13 protein-coding genes are annotated in these 17,955 nt (G+C 56.3%); 10 read left to right on the top strand and 3 right to left on the bottom strand.

Features of this window, described 5'->3' with window-relative positions:
* Nucleotides 1-138 precede the first annotated feature (138 nt).
* Both KUW67_RS17770 and KUW67_RS17765 read right to left on the bottom strand, forming a co-directional pair.
* Nucleotides 139-729 (bottom strand): acyl-homoserine-lactone synthase, encoded by a 591-nt coding sequence (locus KUW67_RS17770; protein ID WP_224826682.1) that lies wholly within the window; start codon nucleotides 727-729, stop codon nucleotides 139-141.
* A gap of 6 nt (nucleotides 730-735) precedes the next feature.
* Nucleotides 736-927 carry a hypothetical protein gene (locus tag KUW67_RS17765; RefSeq protein WP_224826681.1) on the bottom strand — a complete coding sequence of 64 codons (192 nt, stop codon included), beginning with the start codon at nucleotides 925-927 and terminating at the stop codon, nucleotides 736-738.
* A 170-nt stretch (nucleotides 928-1,097) separates the two neighbouring features.
* Here KUW67_RS17765 and KUW67_RS17760 point away from each other — a divergent pair, with 170 nt between their 5' ends.
* The 3 genes from KUW67_RS17760 (at nucleotide 1,098) to KUW67_RS17750 (ending at nucleotide 4,866) form a co-directional block, all read left to right on the top strand.
* Complete coding sequence (locus KUW67_RS17760) at nucleotides 1,098-1,718, top strand: LuxR family transcriptional regulator (RefSeq protein WP_224826680.1); 621 nt, start codon at nucleotides 1,098-1,100, stop codon at nucleotides 1,716-1,718.
* A 1,048-nt stretch (nucleotides 1,719-2,766) separates the two neighbouring features.
* Nucleotides 2,767-3,654 (top strand): site-specific integrase, encoded by an 888-nt coding sequence (locus KUW67_RS17755; protein ID WP_224826679.1) that lies wholly within the window; start codon nucleotides 2,767-2,769, stop codon nucleotides 3,652-3,654.
* Nucleotides 3,655-3,666: 12 nt separating this feature from the next.
* On the top strand, nucleotides 3,667-4,866 hold the full coding sequence (locus tag KUW67_RS17750) for an IS91 family transposase (RefSeq protein ID WP_224826678.1): 1,200 nt from the start codon (nucleotides 3,667-3,669) through the stop codon (nucleotides 4,864-4,866).
* Between the two features lie 521 nt (nucleotides 4,867-5,387).
* Here the strand turns inward: KUW67_RS17750 and KUW67_RS17745 are convergent.
* Nucleotides 5,388-6,005, bottom strand: a complete 618-nt coding sequence (locus KUW67_RS17745) for a response regulator transcription factor (protein ID WP_224826677.1) — start codon at nucleotides 6,003-6,005, stop codon at nucleotides 5,388-5,390.
* Between the two features lie 156 nt (nucleotides 6,006-6,161).
* Here KUW67_RS17745 and KUW67_RS17740 point away from each other — a divergent pair, with 156 nt between their 5' ends.
* From KUW67_RS17740 to KUW67_RS17705, 7 genes are all read left to right on the top strand, one after another.
* A complete protein-coding gene (locus tag KUW67_RS17740; protein WP_224826676.1) occupies nucleotides 6,162-6,656 on the top strand; it encodes a molybdopterin-dependent oxidoreductase in 495 nt (164 codons plus the stop codon).
* A gap of 43 nt (nucleotides 6,657-6,699) precedes the next feature.
* Nucleotides 6,700-9,237 carry an ATP-binding protein gene (locus KUW67_RS17735; RefSeq protein ID WP_224826675.1) on the top strand — a complete coding sequence of 846 codons (2,538 nt, stop codon included), beginning with the start codon at nucleotides 6,700-6,702 and terminating at the stop codon, nucleotides 9,235-9,237.
* A gap of 151 nt (nucleotides 9,238-9,388) precedes the next feature.
* Complete coding sequence (locus KUW67_RS17730) at nucleotides 9,389-10,609, top strand: NAD-dependent epimerase/dehydratase family protein (RefSeq protein ID WP_224826674.1); 1,221 nt, start codon at nucleotides 9,389-9,391, stop codon at nucleotides 10,607-10,609.
* An 84-nt stretch (nucleotides 10,610-10,693) separates the two neighbouring features.
* On the top strand, nucleotides 10,694-12,241 hold the full coding sequence (locus KUW67_RS17725; RefSeq protein WP_224826673.1) for a hypothetical protein: 1,548 nt from the start codon (nucleotides 10,694-10,696) through the stop codon (nucleotides 12,239-12,241).
* Nucleotides 12,238-14,073, top strand: coding sequence for a glycosyltransferase family 2 protein (locus tag KUW67_RS17720; RefSeq protein ID WP_224826672.1), 1,836 nt, complete (start codon nucleotides 12,238-12,240; stop codon nucleotides 14,071-14,073). The genes KUW67_RS17725 and KUW67_RS17720 overlap by 4 nt, the downstream gene beginning before the upstream one ends.
* A 41-nt stretch (nucleotides 14,074-14,114) precedes the next feature.
* Nucleotides 14,115-15,698: a calcium-binding protein gene (locus KUW67_RS17715; protein ID WP_304522400.1), complete on the top strand. Its 1,584-nt coding sequence runs from the start codon at nucleotides 14,115-14,117 to the stop codon at nucleotides 15,696-15,698.
* A 67-nt stretch (nucleotides 15,699-15,765) separates the two neighbouring features.
* The gene (locus KUW67_RS17705; RefSeq protein WP_224826671.1) at nucleotides 15,766-16,809 is read left to right on the top strand and encodes a hypothetical protein; all 1,044 of its coding nucleotides are present in this window, start codon (nucleotides 15,766-15,768) and stop codon (nucleotides 16,807-16,809) included.
* Nucleotides 16,810-17,955: the final 1,146 nt, after the last annotated feature.

Below are 17,955 nucleotides of genomic sequence, written 5' to 3'. Positions count from 1 at the left end.
TCCTGATGGGCGGATGCGACCGCTTCCGTCACGAAGCTCTTATACTGGACCTAGTAACCGAGCCGTCATGCTCACTTATCGTGACTTCTTTTGGAATGAAGGGCGGACAGAGTGGCAACGCTACTAGAGCGCGTTGCGCTAGACCTGAACCTCGTCGGCATAGACGACATCGCAGCTGAATGCGAGAAAACGGCCGTCTTCGTTTCCAACAATTGGGCCGAGGCGTTGAGGTGAGAACCCCATCGACTTTGCAAGCCTCAAAAACGCCGGCGGCGCGAGGAAAAGACAAGTTTTGGCGCATTGGCGCCTAAGAAAATTATTTGCCTCAAAAAGGACCAGCTTCGCGGCGTTCGTCTTTGGCTTTGAGACCAGCCTTGTAAGTTCCCAAACCGTATCACTCTTGGGAGGGCTGTCAAAACAAAGGTCCGACGGCATTCCTGTTAGATGACCGTCATGAGCGTCCTTGATCATGTAAGAGTATTTCATGCGCCCCGTGCCGATGGAAGTGTTGGTCGGCAGCAACCTCGCCCCAGCCAAAATCTCATCCCCCTCGTGGACGATGATGTAGACGGCTTTGAATGTGTCGTATTGCTCGAACTCCAATTCAGAAACCTCGACCAAAGACCAAGCCATGTCATCTATAAAGACGCGCTTTCGCAGCTCGAGAAACCCACGCACCAAATCGTAATGCGCAAAGTCTCGGGGAAGCTCGATCACCGTCGTTTCCATTTTTGGTCAGTCGTCCTTGAAAAAGTTCAGGTGAGGCAGGGGGATCACAATGTTGCTCTTGGGCTTGCGCGCGAGCCCGAGGAAGTGGCGCATCTTTCGGTTGGGCGTGACCAACCACAATCCATGAGTGGTGACTTCGACTTCGACGACGCCATCAGTTTCGTAGTTCGGGAAATACTTCTGAAGGGTATCGACCATGTCAGGAGTAAAGTCTGCTACAGCCATTACGCGAATATTAGTCACCTCCACACACCTATTGATTGAGTGGGTCCAATACCGTTTATAATGGTTAACAAGTCAATGTTGGTGCCTGTTGGTGATATCCCAAAAGCCACTTTTCCAAGCTCGAGCCAGAGAAAGAGGGTGTAATGTTGGACAAGATCATTCCAAATTTCGAAGCAGAGCTTCTAACTTTGCAGGGTTTCGCCCCATCGGGTTTCATCCTCGCGTTCAATATGACTTTTCGCGGTCCGGAATATATGCACAGCGAGTACCCCGAGGCCTGGCGTGCAGAGTACGAGGACCGAAACTACTTTGCCGGCGACCCGGTGCTGGTCTGGACTATAGCAAATTCGGGAACACGGCGTTGGTCGGAAATCTCGTTGCCCGACGTGCGGTGGATTCTGAAACGCGCCAGGGTCTTCAATATGAACTACGGTGCTGTGATATCAGCAAAAAATGCCCGGAAGAGATCTTTCATCACGCTTTCACGGCCTGATCGAGAGTTTACAGATAGCGAATTAGAAACGCTGCGGGCGAAGTTTGAGATTTGGGTGGAGCTTGTCACAGGACGGGCGTCACTAACGGATGGCGAACTGGACGTTTTGCGTCTGATGAGAGACAGGGAGGGTCAACGCGATATCTCGGAGGCATTGAACATTGCAGAATCGACAGTAAAGCAGCGGGCGCAAAAAGCAGTGTCGAAGCTTGGCGCGAAGAACCGGACCCATGCTGTCGCTATTGCGGTCACGAGAAACTACTTCGATTGATGGTGTCTTTTGGACTATATCTTTCGGATAGATTAGTCAGAAACCATTTTTAAAAAATATAAACCCGTGGTTGTATCTTAGCATGCAAGATCAGCAAAAACGTCTTGAGTCTGGCGAAAACCCGACAAGACTTACAGCGAGGGTTATATCAAGACTAAGTGACCCGCTAAGCGGAGAGACCCAGGGATATCTGTATCTCTGGAACACTGGTGAGTACGACATTTCATGGCGCCAAGACCGCCCAATCCCGAAACACATGGATTGATCGTGACCTGACATCCGATTTCCCCTCAGCCTTCGGGAGGACCCGTCGTTGGTTTCTGGCTTCATGCGACCTTGGTTTCCAGTCTCGATTTCATTTCGAATTCCTACGGCTTAAAATTGTGGAGGGAAGAATGTGGTCTATGGCGGTTCTCGTCTTTCTTCCATCCGGTGATCTTTTCGCAGACCTTGGCTAATAAATGGAATAGGATTTCGTTCTAAAGTTCGTCCCAGAAAGTGCAGCCAAACTTACCATAAAGGGGTTCTGCATTGGCTTTCCCGGCACGACATAACGCAAGTCGATCCGCGTTTTCTGACACCATCCGAGCACGGTCATACTGGTCAGATCCATGCCACTGTCGCCGACAATGGTCTTTGTTCATCCGCGCCGAGCCATGATTTCAGACAGATTGCGCGTGAACCGTAGTCTCTTCATTCTATCCGACTCCTTCGTTGGGACGAACTCTAACGCAGGCTGGAGAAGGAGGCGGGTCTCAGGTCAGCGGCAGTTACCCAATACCTCCGGAAACTCGCTAAACTCAAACCTATTGAGGACGCCTTTGGATGAGAGGGCGGTCCTGACTCGGACGTCCCAATAAGTGAACACCGTGGCCCATCTTGGGCCACAAGAAACAGAGAGTTGTTCAACGGGCGGAAGAACGAAGCCGCTATCGCGGCAATGGCGCTTTTGGCTGGTGTTTTGCGCTGATCCTGACAGTGCGCATTTTGCGATCCTTCCGACCTGTCTGACGATTGAGGCTTCTCAATCTGATGACAGGAGGTTCCCATGAAGGAGAAGAAGACAAGCCCGCTTCGTGAGCGGATGATTGAAGATATGCGCATTCGTGGCATGTCGCCGAAGACCCAGCAAGGTCATATCAGGGCGGTCAGGTACTTGGCCGAGTTCATCGGGCGCTCACCCGATACGACAACACCGGACGAGCTGCGCGCGTATCAGCTTCACATGACCGACAGCGGGGTCTCGACTGGGGTGTTCAACGCCAGGATCGTGTCTCTTCGTTTCTTCTTCGGCATGACCTGCGGGCGCGAGGAGATGAAGCGGTACATGCAATTCCGACGCAAGGCGAAGAAGCTGCCGGTTGTTTTAAGCGTCGAGGAGGTTGGTGATCTATTGGCAGCGGTTCCGGGGCCCGGCCTGAAGTATCGCGCCGCCTTGGGGATCAGCTATGGCGCTGGCTTGCGGGCATCCGAGGTCTGCAATCTCAAGGTCTCGGATATTGACAGCGACCGGATGCTCATCCACGTCGACGAGGGCAAGAACGACAAGGACCGCAAGGCAATGCTGTCACCAGCCTTGCTTGATCTACTGCGTGACTACTGGCGGGAAGCGCGGCCAGAGGGATGGCTGTTTCCGGGCAAGCCCAAGATCATGGCTCTGTCACCGCGTCAGCTGAACCGGGCGTTTACCTCGGCCAAACATATGGCCGGGATCAACAAACCCGCGACGCTGCACACCCTGCGACACAGCTTTGCCACGCACCTGCTTGAGGCCGGAACGGATGTCCGTGTGATCCAGGTGCTTTTGGGGCATTCAAAGCTGAGCACGACGGCGCGCTACACGCATGTCGCGACCAAGACCATTCGCGGCACCGTCAGCCCCTACGAGATGTTGGAGAAGCTGCAAAATCATACCGTCAGGCGGGGGTTGGAGTAGCAGCTCGGGCGGTTGCCCCGCCCACGACTGGAGATCGCAGATATCTTTCGACGATATGGCCCCGCGTGGCGGTCGGCCAACTTGGGCCATGTCAGCCTCGGCCAACTCAAGGTGATGTCGGCGATTGAGGCCTGCCGAACCGAAACGCTCGGTGGTCATGTGGCTGCCTGCACCAAATGCGATCACCACCACATCGCTTATAACTCCTGCAAGAACCGGCATTGTCCCAAGTGTCAGGGTCCCGCCGCGCGGGATTGGATAGCGGCGCGGGCTGAAGACTTGTTGCCGGTCGAGTACTTCCACGTCGTCTTCACGATACCGGCCGAGATCGCCCGCATCGCGTATTGGAACCAGAAGGCGGTCTACGGCCTACTGTTCCGCGCATCGGCGCAGACCGTGATGACCATCGCGGCCGATCCCAAGCGCCTCGGTGCGAAGGTCGGCATGACCAGTGTGCTGCATACCTGGGGTTCGGCACTGACGCACCATCCGCACATCCACATGATCGTCCCTGGCGGCGGCCTATCACCGGACGGCAACAAATGGGTCGGTTGCAAGCCAGGGTTCTTCCTGCATGTGCGGGTATTGGCGCGGCTGTTCAGGCGCCTGTTCCTGGAAGGCCTTCTCAAGTTGTACCGTGCAGGCCAGCTCACTTTCTTTGGCAATCTCGCCTGCCTGGCGCGAGCGGATGCCTTCGCGAAGTGGCTCGCCCCGTTCCGCAAAACCGACTGGGTGGTCTATGCCAAACCGCCCTTCGGCGGGCCTGTGGCCGTGCTGGCCTATCTGAGCCGTTACACCCACCGGGTCGCGATCTCGAACAACCGACTGGTCAGTGCCGATGCCAGCACCGTGGCTTTCCGCTGGAAGGACTACCGGATCAAGCGCGGTGATCGCCAAAAGGTCATGCGCCTGGCCACACCCGAGTTCATCCGCCGCTTCCTCATCCACGTCCTTCCCGAAGGCTTCCACCGCATCCGCCACTACGGTCTGCTGGCCAGTTCAGCGCGCAAAACGAACATCCGGAAGATCCGGGCTTTGCTTGCTGTTCAAAGCGAAAAAGGAACTACCGAACAAGAGATGGAACCTGAGACGACCTCTCTCACCCTGCGCGAGCCGTGTCCCTGCTGCGGCGGTCCAATGCGTATCATCGAGATCTTCCGGCGCGGTCAGATACCGATGTCACGGGCGCCACCAAGGGAGCAGGCTGCATGATCCGACGCTTAACCCCACCCTTCGATATGCTCCGGTCGTCATTGGCTGATCGGCCAAGACCGTTTGCGACCATCATCCAAAATGACGATCGGCGTTGCGTTCTCAGCGTCCAATCTAGGGAACATCCGCGACCAAGGTGGCGGAAAACGACTGCAACTGGCGCACCCAACACAATCGACGCCGCGCCCGTGGCATTGTTAACCTCACCCGCCAGCGCTCTTTCTCCATAGGCTGATCCCAGACACCGCGGCTTCCTCCTTCCGAGGTTTGTCAACGCGGGCCGCGCGTAGCCCTGACAGCAAAGTTGCACCCCGGCCCGCATCGAAAAACCTTCAGGAAACCTGACATTCTCTGCGACCGCATCAATTGCCTCTGAAGAACTAAGAGCAGACATTGAGTCTGTTATCCTTCCGACCGACCCAAGGAGACGATCCTGCGGATGGCACCCGCCGTTTCCATCATAAACGAAGCAAAACTTCGAAAGAGGTGCGCAAACAAAGCATGCCGGTCGAATAGCTTGACTAAAAGAAGTGCTTTTCCTTGGCCAAGAGAGCCGCTTGGGTTCTGTTCGAGACGCCCAGCTTGGCGAGCACATTCTTTACATGCAGCTTTACGGTGACTTCCTGAACGCCAAGATTTCTAGCGATTTCCTTGTTCGACAGGCCAATGCACAATTGTTCCAGCGTCTGCTTTTCCCGATCTGACAGGGTTGCAAAGGCACCTGATGGCGCGGCACTGGCCTGGGACGATCCGAAATCGAATGGAAAGTATCGTTCGCCCGACAATACAAATTTGATCGCGTTCACCAGTGAAGCGGCAGTCAGCGACTTAGGCATAAAACCGTTTGCGCCCTTGTCCATCGCCTTGTTGGCCACATCCCGGTTCGCAACACCCGACATCAGCACCACTTTGGTTGCAGGGAAGGACTTTTGCGCGCGATCAAGGCCGCTTAATCCGTGCATACCTGGCATGTTGTAATCGAGGATGAGCAGATCAATTGGATCAGGTCCGCTCATCTTGTCCATTGCGCTATCCAAGTCGGCAGCCGTTAGGACTTTGAAACCTTCGACGCTCTCCAGATATGCTGCGATCGTGTCGCGAACCAGATCGTGGTCGTCAGCAATCAAAATATTGGGCATGTCCGAGGCTCTCTCAATCTTTATGCAATCATAACCGGAAAATTGGACCAAAGCGTGTCAGAATTATACTTTGGTATAGGTGCCTATGCCAATGCTCGGGTGATCAGTTTGTGCATCTGATTTAAAGCTACTTTTGTCGGATTTAGAGAAATACTCATGGCACGAATTCACCACTCACGGGCATTCGCCATTGTTTTGGCACTGTTATTTGGCTGGACATCTACAGCTTTGGCGCAGTCCGTCACGGACTTGCAGGTAACGGCATCCTCATCCAAATCCGACGTCATATCTTTCAGCCTCGCCGATCTGGACACGATGGAACAGGTGGTATTCAGCACGACGACCATCTGGACCGATGGTAAGGTCACGTTTTCCGGTGTGCCGCTTAAAGCCGTGCTAGACGGGGTCGACGCAAGTGGGACGACCGTCGAAATGGTGGCTCTAAACGACTATAAGGTCGCGATGCCGCTGTCCGAGGTTAAAGACACGGCGCCGATCATCGCCACTCGTATGGATGGTGAGACCATGTCGGTACGCGACAAGGGGCCATATTGGATTGTTTTTCCATATGACCAGGACACCAGCTACCAGACTGAAACCATTTATGCCTTTAGTATCTGGCAACTGAACCGACTAAAGGTCGTAGATTGAACAGCCCAAGGCATTTACGATGACCTGAAACAGGAGGTCACACGTGAAGCCCGGGTTAAACCGCTACCGTCTTTTAGTCTTGGCAGGTATTTTCCTGCTCATCTTTTTGTTTGCGGTGATGGGTACGAACCTGTTGTCGCAACTGCGAGATTTATCGCGCGCTGCCGAAGACAATATGCAGTGGAGCATTTCGCAGATGGATACCGAGTTTGCGAACCTCGACGCCACACTGATTGAGCAGATTGCGACCGGGTTCTATTCGGACGAAGAGGTACAGCTGCGCGTCGACATCGCGCTGAGCCGTTTGAATATCATCAATTCCGGTCGCGCCGCTGAGATTTTCGCAGACAGCACCGAGGCAGCCGACTTGATCGCCCCCCTCAACACTTTTGCAGAGGCGGCGATTGCTTTGTCCGATGCGCCTGGACCGCTGACTGGCGAGGCTTTGGAGCAGATGCACGATCTTGTCCATGATGTACGCCCGCATGTGCGCGAAATCGCGCTCTTGGGTGTCAGTCTGGGTGCCGAGAGGTCCGAGGCACGGCGCGCCGAATTTGCAAGTCAGTTGTCGCGCACGGGCGGTATCGCTATTGCGCTTTTGATCCTTATGGCGATCCTAATGCTGTTTCTGGACCGCCTTTTGCAGCGTGCCGCGCGGCGCGACGCAGCGCTTTCTGTATCATCCAAACAACTGGCATCGACCGTCAGCGCCTCACTTGATGCAATTGTGACGGCAGATGAGGCCGGCTGCATCATCGGCTTCAACGATTCAGCCGAGCGCGTTTTCGGCTGGAGCCGAGAGGAGATTGTCGGGCAGACAATGGAGGACACATTCATTCCGCACCGGATGCGCGACGCGCACCACAATGGGATGAAACGGTATCTGAAAACCGGCAAGCCGCGGGTCGTCGATGCTGGCCGTGTCGAACTTGCAGCCTTGCGGAAAACTGGTGAAGAGTTTCCCGTCGAGCTGAACATCACAACGACCCTGGATGGCGATGAGACAATCTTCATCGCCTACATCCGCGATATCAGCGCGCGGAAGATTGATGAGCAAAACCTGATCGATGCTCGAGACCGCGCCGAACGGACGGATAAGGCCAAGTCTCAGTTTTTGACGGTCATGAGCCACGAGATGCGCACCCCCTTGAATGGTATCCTCGGCGTGCTCGATTTGCTCAAGACCACCTCACTGGACGCGAAACAGGCGCGCTACGCCCGCATTGCGACCTCCTCCAGCGAAATCCTGTTGGAGCATGTGAACGAGGCGCTCGACATCACGCGGATCGAGACAGGTGAGCTTCAACTGACGATGCAGGACTTTGGCCTGACGGGTCTGATGCAAGGGTTGCTCGATCTGTTCGACCCGCTGGCGGCGGAAAAGAACCTGACCATCACGCTGGACATAGAGCCCGCGATGCGTGGCCCTTATCATGGTGATGCAGGACGTATTCGCCAAGTCTTGACGAACTTGATAGGGAATGCGGTCAAGTTTACGGCTGACGGGGGCATCACCCTTCGTGTTACTGGAATTCACGGATCTGACACCTCGTCATTGCGTTTTGAGGTAGAAGACACAGGAATCGGCATTCCAGCCGATCAGCAAGAGCAGGTGTTCGAGGATTTCTTTGCCCTCGCCCGTAGCGAGGGACGTCAGGTGCGTGGTGATGGTCTGGGGCTTTCGATTTCACGCCGAATTGCACGGGCAATGAACGGTGACGTAACACTTAAAAGTACTGAACGCGCGGGATCAGTGTTTACCCTGACCTTGCCTCTACAGCGCAAGGAACCGATTTCAGACAAAAAGGGCCCGGTCGCCGAAGAAACGACAGTGCCAGCCCCACCTTGCAACGTCCTGATTGTCGAAGATAACAGCATTAATCGCAGTGTTTTGGGCGACATGCTGACGGCGATGGGGCACACAGTTCATGAGGCCATAAACGGGGCTGAATGCGTGCAGAAGGCTCAAGTTGAACCCTACGATGTCATCTTCATGGACATCAGTATGCCGGTCATGGATGGCATTGAAGCCACGCAGAAACTCCGAAATGGTAGCGGTGCGAATGCGAGCACTCATATTGTCGGTCTCACCGCCCATGGTCGTGAGGAGTATCGCGAAAGAGCCGTTGCCGCAGGTATGGACCGATTTCATACAAAGCCCATTCGGCTGGATGCCTTGCACGGCATTATTGCTGAAGTAACATCCGGGCAGTTGTCCAAACTTGACACGACCCGCTTTCCCGAAGCGCTGGTCGAAATGATCAGCGTGCTGGGCCACACTAAGGTTGCCAGCATTGCTGACAAATTCATGACCGAGTTAATGGCCTTTGTCGTTGAATTGCGCGCAGCGGGCGATGCGCCAGATATGGCTGCATTGGCGGAAGCCGCTCATAAGGCTAAAGGAGCGGCATCCCTTCTTGGACAAGGCGACTTGGCAGATGCGCTGGCAAGGCTGGAGCAAGAGATCCGCACAGGTGATTTGACAGCCCCCGAGACTTGGGCTGACACGCTGGATGCCGAAGCGGCAACGTCCCAAGCGGTTTTCGACAACGCTTTGGAAAGTGCTGCACACACGTCCTAAGAACAGTGGTGCTATCCTAAGGGATAGTCTGCTCCTTCCAATTCTCTGCATCCTATACCCTCGCACCTGAGCGCATAGGGTTCAGCACCCTTAAACCTTTGTTCATCTTGTAATGGGCCGCCTGGAGGGGCCCGCCAAAAGGAACAAAGACATGACACAAGTAAAGAATATCATCGTGGTCGGTGGCGACGGATTTTGCGGCTGGCCGACAGCCCTTCACTTGTCCCAACTGGGTCACAACATCAGCATCGTCGACAACATGTCCCGCCGGGATATCGACGCGAAAATGGGCGCAGACAGTCTCACCCCTATCGCGTCCATGGATGATCGGCTGACCGCCTGGAAAGAGCACACAGGCCATACCATCGCGTTCGAAAATATCGACGTCGCCCGTGATTTCGACGCGGTGGCCGCACTGCTTAAGTCGATCAAACCCGATACCATCATTCATTTCGGTGAACAGCGCGCTGCACCCTACTCGATGAAGGGTGTGAGCGAGAAGCGCTACACTGTCGACAACAACATCTCAGGAACCCACAACCTGCTGGCCGCGTCGGTCGAACTGGGCCTCGACCCGCACTTTGTCCATCTCGGCACCATGGGTGTCTATGGCTACGATGACGACGGGCTTGAGATCCCGGAAGGGTATTTGCCTGTCTATATTCCCGGCGATGACAAGCAGATCATGAAGCGCGACATTCTTTACCCGACCAATCCGGGCAGCGTCTATCACATGACAAAGTCCATGGATCAGTTGCTGTTCCAGTTCTATGCCAAGAATGACCGGTTGCGGATCACAGACCTGCATCAGGGCATCGTTTGGGGCACTCAGACGGACGAGACCAAGCTGGATGAACGCCTGATTAACCGTTTCGACTATGATGGGGATTACGGGACCGTTCTGAATCGCTTCCTGATGCAGGCTGTCGTCGGTCATCCGCTGACCGTTCACGGCACCGGCGGCCAGACCCGCGCGTTCATCCATATTCAAGACACGGTAAAGTGCCTGGCTCTCGCGGTGGAGAACCCACCCGCGCAGAACGGTAAGGTCGCGATCCTGAACCAGATGACCGAAACACACACCGTACGCGCATTGGCCGAGCTGGTCGCGGATGTGTCGGGAGCCTTGATCGCAAATGTGGATAATCCACGTAACGAGGCCGCCGAGAACGATCTGCGTGTCTCCAACAAGACCTTCCTCTCTCTGGGTCTCAAGCCGGTCACGCTGGCCGAAGGGTTGATCTACGAAACACAACAGATCGCCGCCAAGTATGCCGACCGCTGCATTCGCAAGATGATCCCTTGCGTGTCCACTTGGACAGATAAGCAGCGCCCCGGCGTCGTCTCTCCAAAGGTCCAAAAGGCGGCCTGACCCTTCCAAGCCAACGATGCCGGACCCGCTTGGAGGTGGGTCCGGCGCAACCGGCTTCTTTAACGTCAAGTCAAGGTGAACGGTATGCGTATGATTGGCATCGGGCTTTTCGGATTTCTTCTGGCAGGCATCGCTCTCCTGCTCTCGAACATGAATATCCTCGAACAGGGACAACGCTACGTCCGCGAAATCACACAAGGTCCGCACCTTGTGTTTGAACATCGGGTTCCCGCCTCGGCGCAGGATGCGCACAGCGCGGTAGTCTTGCGCGGCAACCCTGATCATCCGGTTATTCTCTCCGGTTTGCCCGCCTACCAAAGCGTCGCATTCAATATGCCAGTGGATGCACGTCCGACGTCTGGATACCTCCAAATCGATGCAACATCGCAAGTGCTCAAAGGTGTGGAAGGGGTGCTGCGCATCTCGATCCATAACACCCGTCGCGGTGAGATGTTGCTGCGTTCAGGCGAGACGGGCCGTTCCTTGCAAATTCCCCTTTCACCGACGGATTTTGCAGAGAACCAGCTGGTCGTCTCTTTCTCACTGCAAGGCATTGGCCCCCAGTCCCAATGCGGATCAGAAGACGGGTTTGAAGCCGTCGTCGAGATAGAGACGACCAGCGCAGTTTTTCTGACACTGGACCGTCCCATGGTCAGTCTGCGCGACCGTGTGCATGCCTGGGGCAACATCATCCGCGTCGCATGGCCGTCTTGGCTGAAACAAGATGAACAGTTGCGGCGTCTGGTGCTGGCGACCAAGTTCAAGCGCCGCGACCTTGTGACAGTTTTCGAGACTACGCAGGTAGACCAAGCCCTCAGCACAATTGATTTGCGTGCAGCACTGCCCGCATTTGCTAAGGCCGCGGTTCCACCAGAGACAACCGGTTCTTTCCTCCAGTCAGCCGCGAACCTCGGCGTGCGCCGGTTTCACGAGCAAACCCTCTGGCGCGAGCGTTATAATCTTGGCGGCGGGACCACACGCCCCATGCCCGCACAGTTGGACCTGCAGATGCTGCTGGGGCATCTGATCGGAAACGCGTCCTGGACGCTGACCGTGACATTGAACAACCGACTGGTGTTTCAAGGAAATGTCGCAGGATCGCAGGGCAGATATCAGCAACGTATCGCGCTGCCCGCCGATATGCAGGCCGCGACCAACACGCTGGATGTGACGGTGGCAACGATGGTCGCGCGGGAGAGCCTTTGTGACCAAGGCCCCGAACTTGTGGCCGAGATCTTGCCCGCGTCGCAGCTGATCGCCGGGGACGCATCTTTTACTGATCCCCTGTCACAGGTGCAGGCGGCGCTGCAGGCGGCTGGCTTGATCAACGTCGGGATGACTGGACGGGTGTCTGCTGTAGATGCAGAAGCGATCAGTCAAATGCTTGATCAGATCATCCCGTCAGAGTCCGATTTCAAACCGGCCGGCGACGCGGCGCATATTACCGTGTTGGCGCCCGGTCTCCCTGTGCCTGAAATGACCTCAACAAGCGTTGCGTGGCGAGTGACCCAAGACACCACCACCCAGGGTTTGTCTGTTCTGAAACTCGCACCCGGTGACGTCTTGCTGGGCACAAGCCCGGCCCTGCTGGTCACCCCAAACGGCTTCGTCTTCCCAGAGGCAAAAGGATGAGTGACGCTGAAGATAAGCGCGAGCAGATCAACTATATCTCTGTGGACAGCGCACCGAAACGCTTTGCCGGTCCGGTGTCGGAATGGCAGGCGCCAAAGATGCTGGTTCTGTTCACTTTGCTGGCGACAACACAGCTCTGGGTCGTGAATACCGATTTTGTGTCACAGGTGTTCCCTAACCGCGACTATGTGTTTTCGGTCCATTCCGGCCGACACGCCATCGCGATCCGGATCTTTTTGATCTCTTTCTTCGTGGCTTTCGCGGCATTCAGTTCCGGCGGCATACGTGAGCGCACGCTGTTCGCTCTTGATCTTGTTCTGACATTTCTGGCGGGATGCGCTGTTTTCGATCTGGCCAATGCGTGGGGACATCACCTGCTTGGCTCCTCTTTCTCACTACATTTCAGTGCCATTGCCTCGGGCCTGTTTGGCTTTGCAGTCTACTCTTTCAAGTTGCTCGAGCGCGGCTTCATGCCTGCCCGTATCCGGATCGAACATATCCCTGTCAGCCAGTTGCGCGCCATTTTGCGCCTTGGCGTTACCATCGCGATGGCTGCCATCATTGCGATCTGGATCGGCGGGATGGAGCTGCGCAGCGTCGAGGTGATGCGCAACTGGACCCTTCTTGGCGGTATCGGACCCGGAGTGTTTCTGTTTCTGCCAGTCCTGTTCGGGCAGCTTTATCTGCTGGCGATCTATGACGTGCTGACCGCGAGAACTCCTCGCTTCACGCCCCCGGTATCAGTCATCGTCCCGGCCCATAACGAATCCTACATCATCAAGGATACGATCAATGCGATGGACCGCGCCGCGCAGCATTATGGCGGTGACGTGCACATCCTGATCATGAACAACAACTCCACCGACGACACCGAAGAGATCGCACGCGAAACGCTGGCCGCCTGCACAGCCGCCAAGGGGCGCGTGATCAACGTTCCCAAGCCGGGCAAGTCCAATGCGCTGAATGCGGGTCTTGATGCCTGCGAGACCGAATTTCTGGTGCGCGTCGATGCCGATACGCTGGTGGGCGAGGATAACTTCAGCCGCGCGATGCCCTATTTCACCGACCCTGCCGTCGGCGTGGTTGGCGGCGTGCCAGTGCCGCCGGGGAGCGCTCTATTTGACCGGGCACGGCTGCTGGAAGTTCTGGTGAAACATGGGTTCTATTCCGTTGCCATGGGAGCCGTGAATGGCGTCGTCGGTATTCCCGGCATGTTTGTGGTCTACCGCACGCACCATCCGCGCTACCTGGGCGGTTTTGTAGAAGGTATGAACGGCGAGGACACGGACATTTCACTGCGCATCGGTGAGTTGGGATTTCACTCGGTCGTGGATCCCAAAATCCGTTACATCTCGGAAGTGCCATCGTCCTACCGCCATATGCGTGAACAACGCATGCGGTGGTTCCGCTCGATTTATCACATCTCGTCCCGGTGCCGGGACTTGATCTATGGACCAAACCTGACGCTGCGCGGGAAGGTGATCCTGCCCTATATGCTGATTAATTCAGCGCGCCGAGCGATGCTGGTCCCCCTTATCATCTTTGGTGGGCTCGAATGGGGGCTGGCCTTTAACGAAAACACTCCAATCGTCTGGCAGTCCATCGTTGCGGTCACCACCGGTGCACCTGCGATCATGGCGGTGCTCGCATCGCTGCTCAACGGTGTGCCACAGGGCATCATCGCTTTGCCTGAATACCTGATCTTCCGGGTCCTCCGCGCGTATTTCACCCTCGAATCCATGCTGAGCATCCTCATTGATGTGCGCGCCGAAGACCTCGAGCGCGTTATCCGGCTCGACGTTGTTCCAGACAAACCTATTCGCGTCGCCTGACGGCCAAATTCTCAAAACCACTCAACAGAAGGACTAAAGCAATGACACGACATATCTACGGCACCGCCGAGACCGACACGATCACAGGCGGCGCGGGCCGCGACCGCATTCATGCCAAGGCAGGGGATGATACGATCCACGCTGGGAACAGCGCCGATCGGATCTATGCCCAACGGGGCAATGACACTGTGTACGGCGGATCTGGCGGCGATATCCTTCGCGGTGGACAGGGTGATGATCATCTGAATGGCGACGCGGGTCAGGACCGTCTGTATGGCGGCCAAGGCAACGATGTGATCCATGGTGGCGACACCAGCGGGTCCGGTGCAGGCTCCGGGGGCGGCATTGACGACCGCCTTTGGGGAGGTGCAGGCGACGATCAAATGTCCGGCGGCACGGGAAATGATCGCCTTTATGGTGGCTCCGGTCTCGATACAATGTCGGGCGACGCCGGGATAGATCGCCTGTTTGGCGGAGCCGAAAGCGATACGCTTGCGGGCGGAACCGGAGACGATGCGCTCTTTGGTGGGCAAGACAATGATCGTGTTGATGGCAACCAAGGCGTTGACCGGCTTTACGGCGGGGCGGGACAGGACAACCTGAACGGTGGGTCTGGATCAGATATGCTGTTCGGTGGCAGCGGGTCCGATCAGATGGTTGGTCATGACGGGCATGACCGTCTCTATGGTGGCGCAGAAGACGACACCCAGTCAGGCGGTGTCGGCAACGATCTGCTTTATGGGGGCGACGGTGCGGATACCCTAGATGGAGGCATCGGCGCGGATCAGCTCTGGGGCGGTGACCACAACGATGTCTTGAACGGTGGTGCTGGCAACGACCGTCTGGCTGGAGGCGCTGGCAATGACGCGATAAGCGGTGGCGCAGGCGCGGACGTCCTGTTCGGTCGCGCCGATAACGACAAGCTGGACGGTGGCGACGGAAACGACACGCTTGTCGGCGGGTCCGGCGATGACACGTTATCGGGCGACAACGGGTCCGACTATCTTGGCGGTGGTCGGGGCGCAGATCACTTGGACGGCGGCACAGGCAACGACCAGTTGTTTGGCCACCAGGGCGACGACGTCTTGAATGGCGGTGCTGGTATCGACACGCTTTTTGGGGGCAATGGCGCGGACATGCTTGCCGGTGGAACCGGTGGTGATGTGCTGAATGGCGGATCGGGCGACGACCTCCTTAAGGGGGGACGAGGCGCAGATCATCTGCAAGGGTCCTGGGGCAACGACGCTCTGGATGGCGGAAATGGCAACGATGTGCTGGACGGTGGTGCGGGGCATGATGTTCTGTTTGGCGGAACAGGTCTCAATACGCTGACGGGCGGGCGCGGCAGCGATGTCTTCGTGTTCCACTCGGACGCACATTACTTCCGAGATCATATCACCGATTTCAAAGCCTATGGCACAAATGCAGACAGCATTGACCTCTCCGCATTCCACTTCACGGATGCGCGGACTGACCGCACGGCTTGGATCAATGAACATGTCGATCATCAACCCGAGGGAGATATTCATGTCACGTTGTCTGGATCGCAAAGCATCCTGATTTCGGATTACGCCGATGGCGGAGAAAGCTTCTTCGACAACACAATGGATCTGCTGATTTTTTGACAGCAGCGACGCGCGGTGCCCGTAGGGCTGCCCTGCCCGGGCGCATAATGAGGGAAAGGAAGATAAGATGAAGTATGCGGTTATTGCTACGGTGTTGATGCTGGCCCTCGCAGGTCCGGGCATCGCGCAAGATCATCGTGCGCTGTTCAAGGATATCGGCGGGCAGGAGCAATCCGATCCGAAGGCTTCATTCGATGCAATGCTGTCTCTGGCCGAATCCGGGTATGCGCCCGCAGTTGATCGCGTCGGATATTACTTCCGGCATGGGATTGGCACTGAGCAAAACCTTGAAACGGCGCGTCAATGGTACAAACGCGCCGTCGCCGCCGGTCACCCTTGGTCAACGGCGTCTCTCGCACGTGTTGAGATTGAACTGGACCGGGGCGACGCGGCGTTTCACCTGCTGCGAACCGCCGTTCGTGAGAACCGGCCCGGCACACACAGGCTCTTGGCGACGGCGCATATTGATCGACAGTTGGGCCCGGCATCGGACCCAGCGTTGGGGCGGGAGATATTGGAAAATCTTGCTATAGAGGGTGACAGGAATGCCGCCCGTGACTTGGCAGTGCGCATCAACTGGGGTCGTTTGAGCGGACGAGTATCCGACGCCGCTTTGGCGCAGATTGTTCAGGCAGGCCGTGAAGGGGATGTGCGATTTGCCGAGGTGGCATTGGTTTACCTGTCTCGTCAAAACGACAAGAGCGCCGCAACCATCGAGGCCCGCGCCCATCTGGCAAACATCCCCGGTATGCGCGACCGGGTGCTGTCTGTGGAACGCATCCGTCTGGCAGCAGATAAAGAACCCCGGCATTTTTGGTCACGTGTCGAGGAGGTGTTGGCAGAAACCGAGACGGAGAACTATGCGCGGGCCGCAAGTACGGCGTTCTGGATCAACAAGAACGCGTGGGTTCGCGTGCTTCAGAAGGAGTTGCGCGGTCTGGGCTACTATACCGGCAAGATCAATGGCCGCATGACGCACGCGACGATCCGGGCACAGAACCGTTTCTGCAAAGATGCAGAGATCTGGAGTATCTGCGCCACTGGCCCGCTGCGCGGGCCAACTGTAAAGGCCGTGGCGGATGCAATCGCGAACTACAGCAAGGACACTTGAGTGTTCGCCATTGGCCATTGCGAGCCCGGCGTCAGCATCGAAGACAAGCAGAGAGGGCTGAATTGCCCTGTTTGTTCTGCCGGCATAAGCTGTCTACGCTATGCAGCGTATTCAACCTGCATCCGCTCTGGGCATGCTGCGCGATGAATAAATCCCCACGACACCATCTTTTTGGCACCCATGTGACCGTGCTTTCGCGCACTAAGCTAGGGATACAGTTAAATCCGCGCCTAGCGGTCCTTCACAAATTGCGATGCAGTTTTCAACGAATGTCTGAACCAGTCTTCGTTTTGGCCCTGGCGCAAAACCCAGCGAGAGGGTGACGCCGCTGTTAATGTCCCGGATTGGCAAGCAGCATATGTTGTGTCCTGCGTAAGTCGATACGTCACGTGGATTCATGTTCAAGAGGGAAATCCCGATTTTCGAAGCGACAAGCGAGCGGACCATTTCGGTCGAATTGGCTGTTGCCACGATGCGCAGATCTTCTCCTGCCTGTTCGAGCAGGTCGCCACATGTATCTGACATGCCTCCATGCAGACGACGTCAAACTCTGCAGCGCGAAGCCCAAAAAAGAGATGTTGGCTCATAGCCCCGGATTCAAAGCCGACGTGACACCGCACGGATGACTCGTCGCGCAGGCAGGCCTCGGTATCCTCTACCTCCTAGGCCACCGCACACTCGAAGACATGCTTGCTATCAGCATCAACCAGACAAACGGCAATCGACCGCAGCGACACATCCAAACCTACGTAGTAATCCATTTCGTTCTCCTCAGATTGCAGCAATTGCTGCAACTCTATTGAGAACCCGACCCATCCATCATGTCAGCCCGATTACTTATGCTTCGTCCGCAGACCGTGAGTTCCACCTGCTCCGGATGTTGCTCTTGCAGCGAACGGCTGGAATGCGGGTAGCAACCGCAGCATGGTGTCTGGGTGGTGAGTGTCTCCTTTGGGCCGTCCCTCTCGGGAGCAGGAACCCAGGTAGGTGAACATGCTGCGACCGATCTAGTGGCTGGGTTGAGCCGATTTTGTTGAAAAACTCTTCTTTTCTGACGCTTTGGTTTGCGTCATCGCGTTAATTTACTGGGATGTCCGAAGTAGGACCGCGCTCTTACTCAAAGGCTGGGTCCATCGGCTTGAGCTT

It is taken from the genome of Cognatishimia sp. MH4019 (assembly GCF_020177595.1).
In the GTDB taxonomy this organism is placed as follows: domain Bacteria; phylum Pseudomonadota; class Alphaproteobacteria; order Rhodobacterales; family Rhodobacteraceae; genus JAHTBL01.
This window is presented reverse-complemented; position numbering and strand designations above follow the sequence as displayed.

Bases quoted from the DNA above. Each gene is read 5' to 3' on its own strand.
- KUW67_RS17760 (WP_224826680.1), top strand. From the start codon at position 1,098: ATGTTGGACAAGATCATTCCAAATTTCGAAGCAGAGCTTCTAACTTTG.
- KUW67_RS17770 (WP_224826682.1), bottom strand. From the start codon at position 729: ATGGAAACGACGGTGATCGAGCTTCCCCGAGACTTTGCGCATTACGAT.
- KUW67_RS17740 (WP_224826676.1), top strand. From the start codon at position 6,162: ATGGCACGAATTCACCACTCACGGGCATTCGCCATTGTTTTGGCACTG.
- KUW67_RS17720 (WP_224826672.1), top strand. From the start codon at position 12,238: ATGAGTGACGCTGAAGATAAGCGCGAGCAGATCAACTATATCTCTGTG.
- KUW67_RS17715 (WP_304522400.1), top strand. From the start codon at position 14,115: ATGACACGACATATCTACGGCACCGCCGAGACCGACACGATCACAGGC.
- KUW67_RS17745 (WP_224826677.1), bottom strand. From the start codon at position 6,005: ATGCCCAATATTTTGATTGCTGACGACCACGATCTGGTTCGCGACACG.
- KUW67_RS17725 (WP_224826673.1), top strand. From the start codon at position 10,694: ATGCGTATGATTGGCATCGGGCTTTTCGGATTTCTTCTGGCAGGCATC.
- KUW67_RS17705 (WP_224826671.1), top strand. From the start codon at position 15,766: ATGAAGTATGCGGTTATTGCTACGGTGTTGATGCTGGCCCTCGCAGGT.
- KUW67_RS17755 (WP_224826679.1), top strand. From the start codon at position 2,767: ATGAAGGAGAAGAAGACAAGCCCGCTTCGTGAGCGGATGATTGAAGAT.
- KUW67_RS17765 (WP_224826681.1), bottom strand. From the start codon at position 927: ATGGTCGATACCCTTCAGAAGTATTTCCCGAACTACGAAACTGATGGC.
- KUW67_RS17730 (WP_224826674.1), top strand. From the start codon at position 9,389: ATGACACAAGTAAAGAATATCATCGTGGTCGGTGGCGACGGATTTTGC.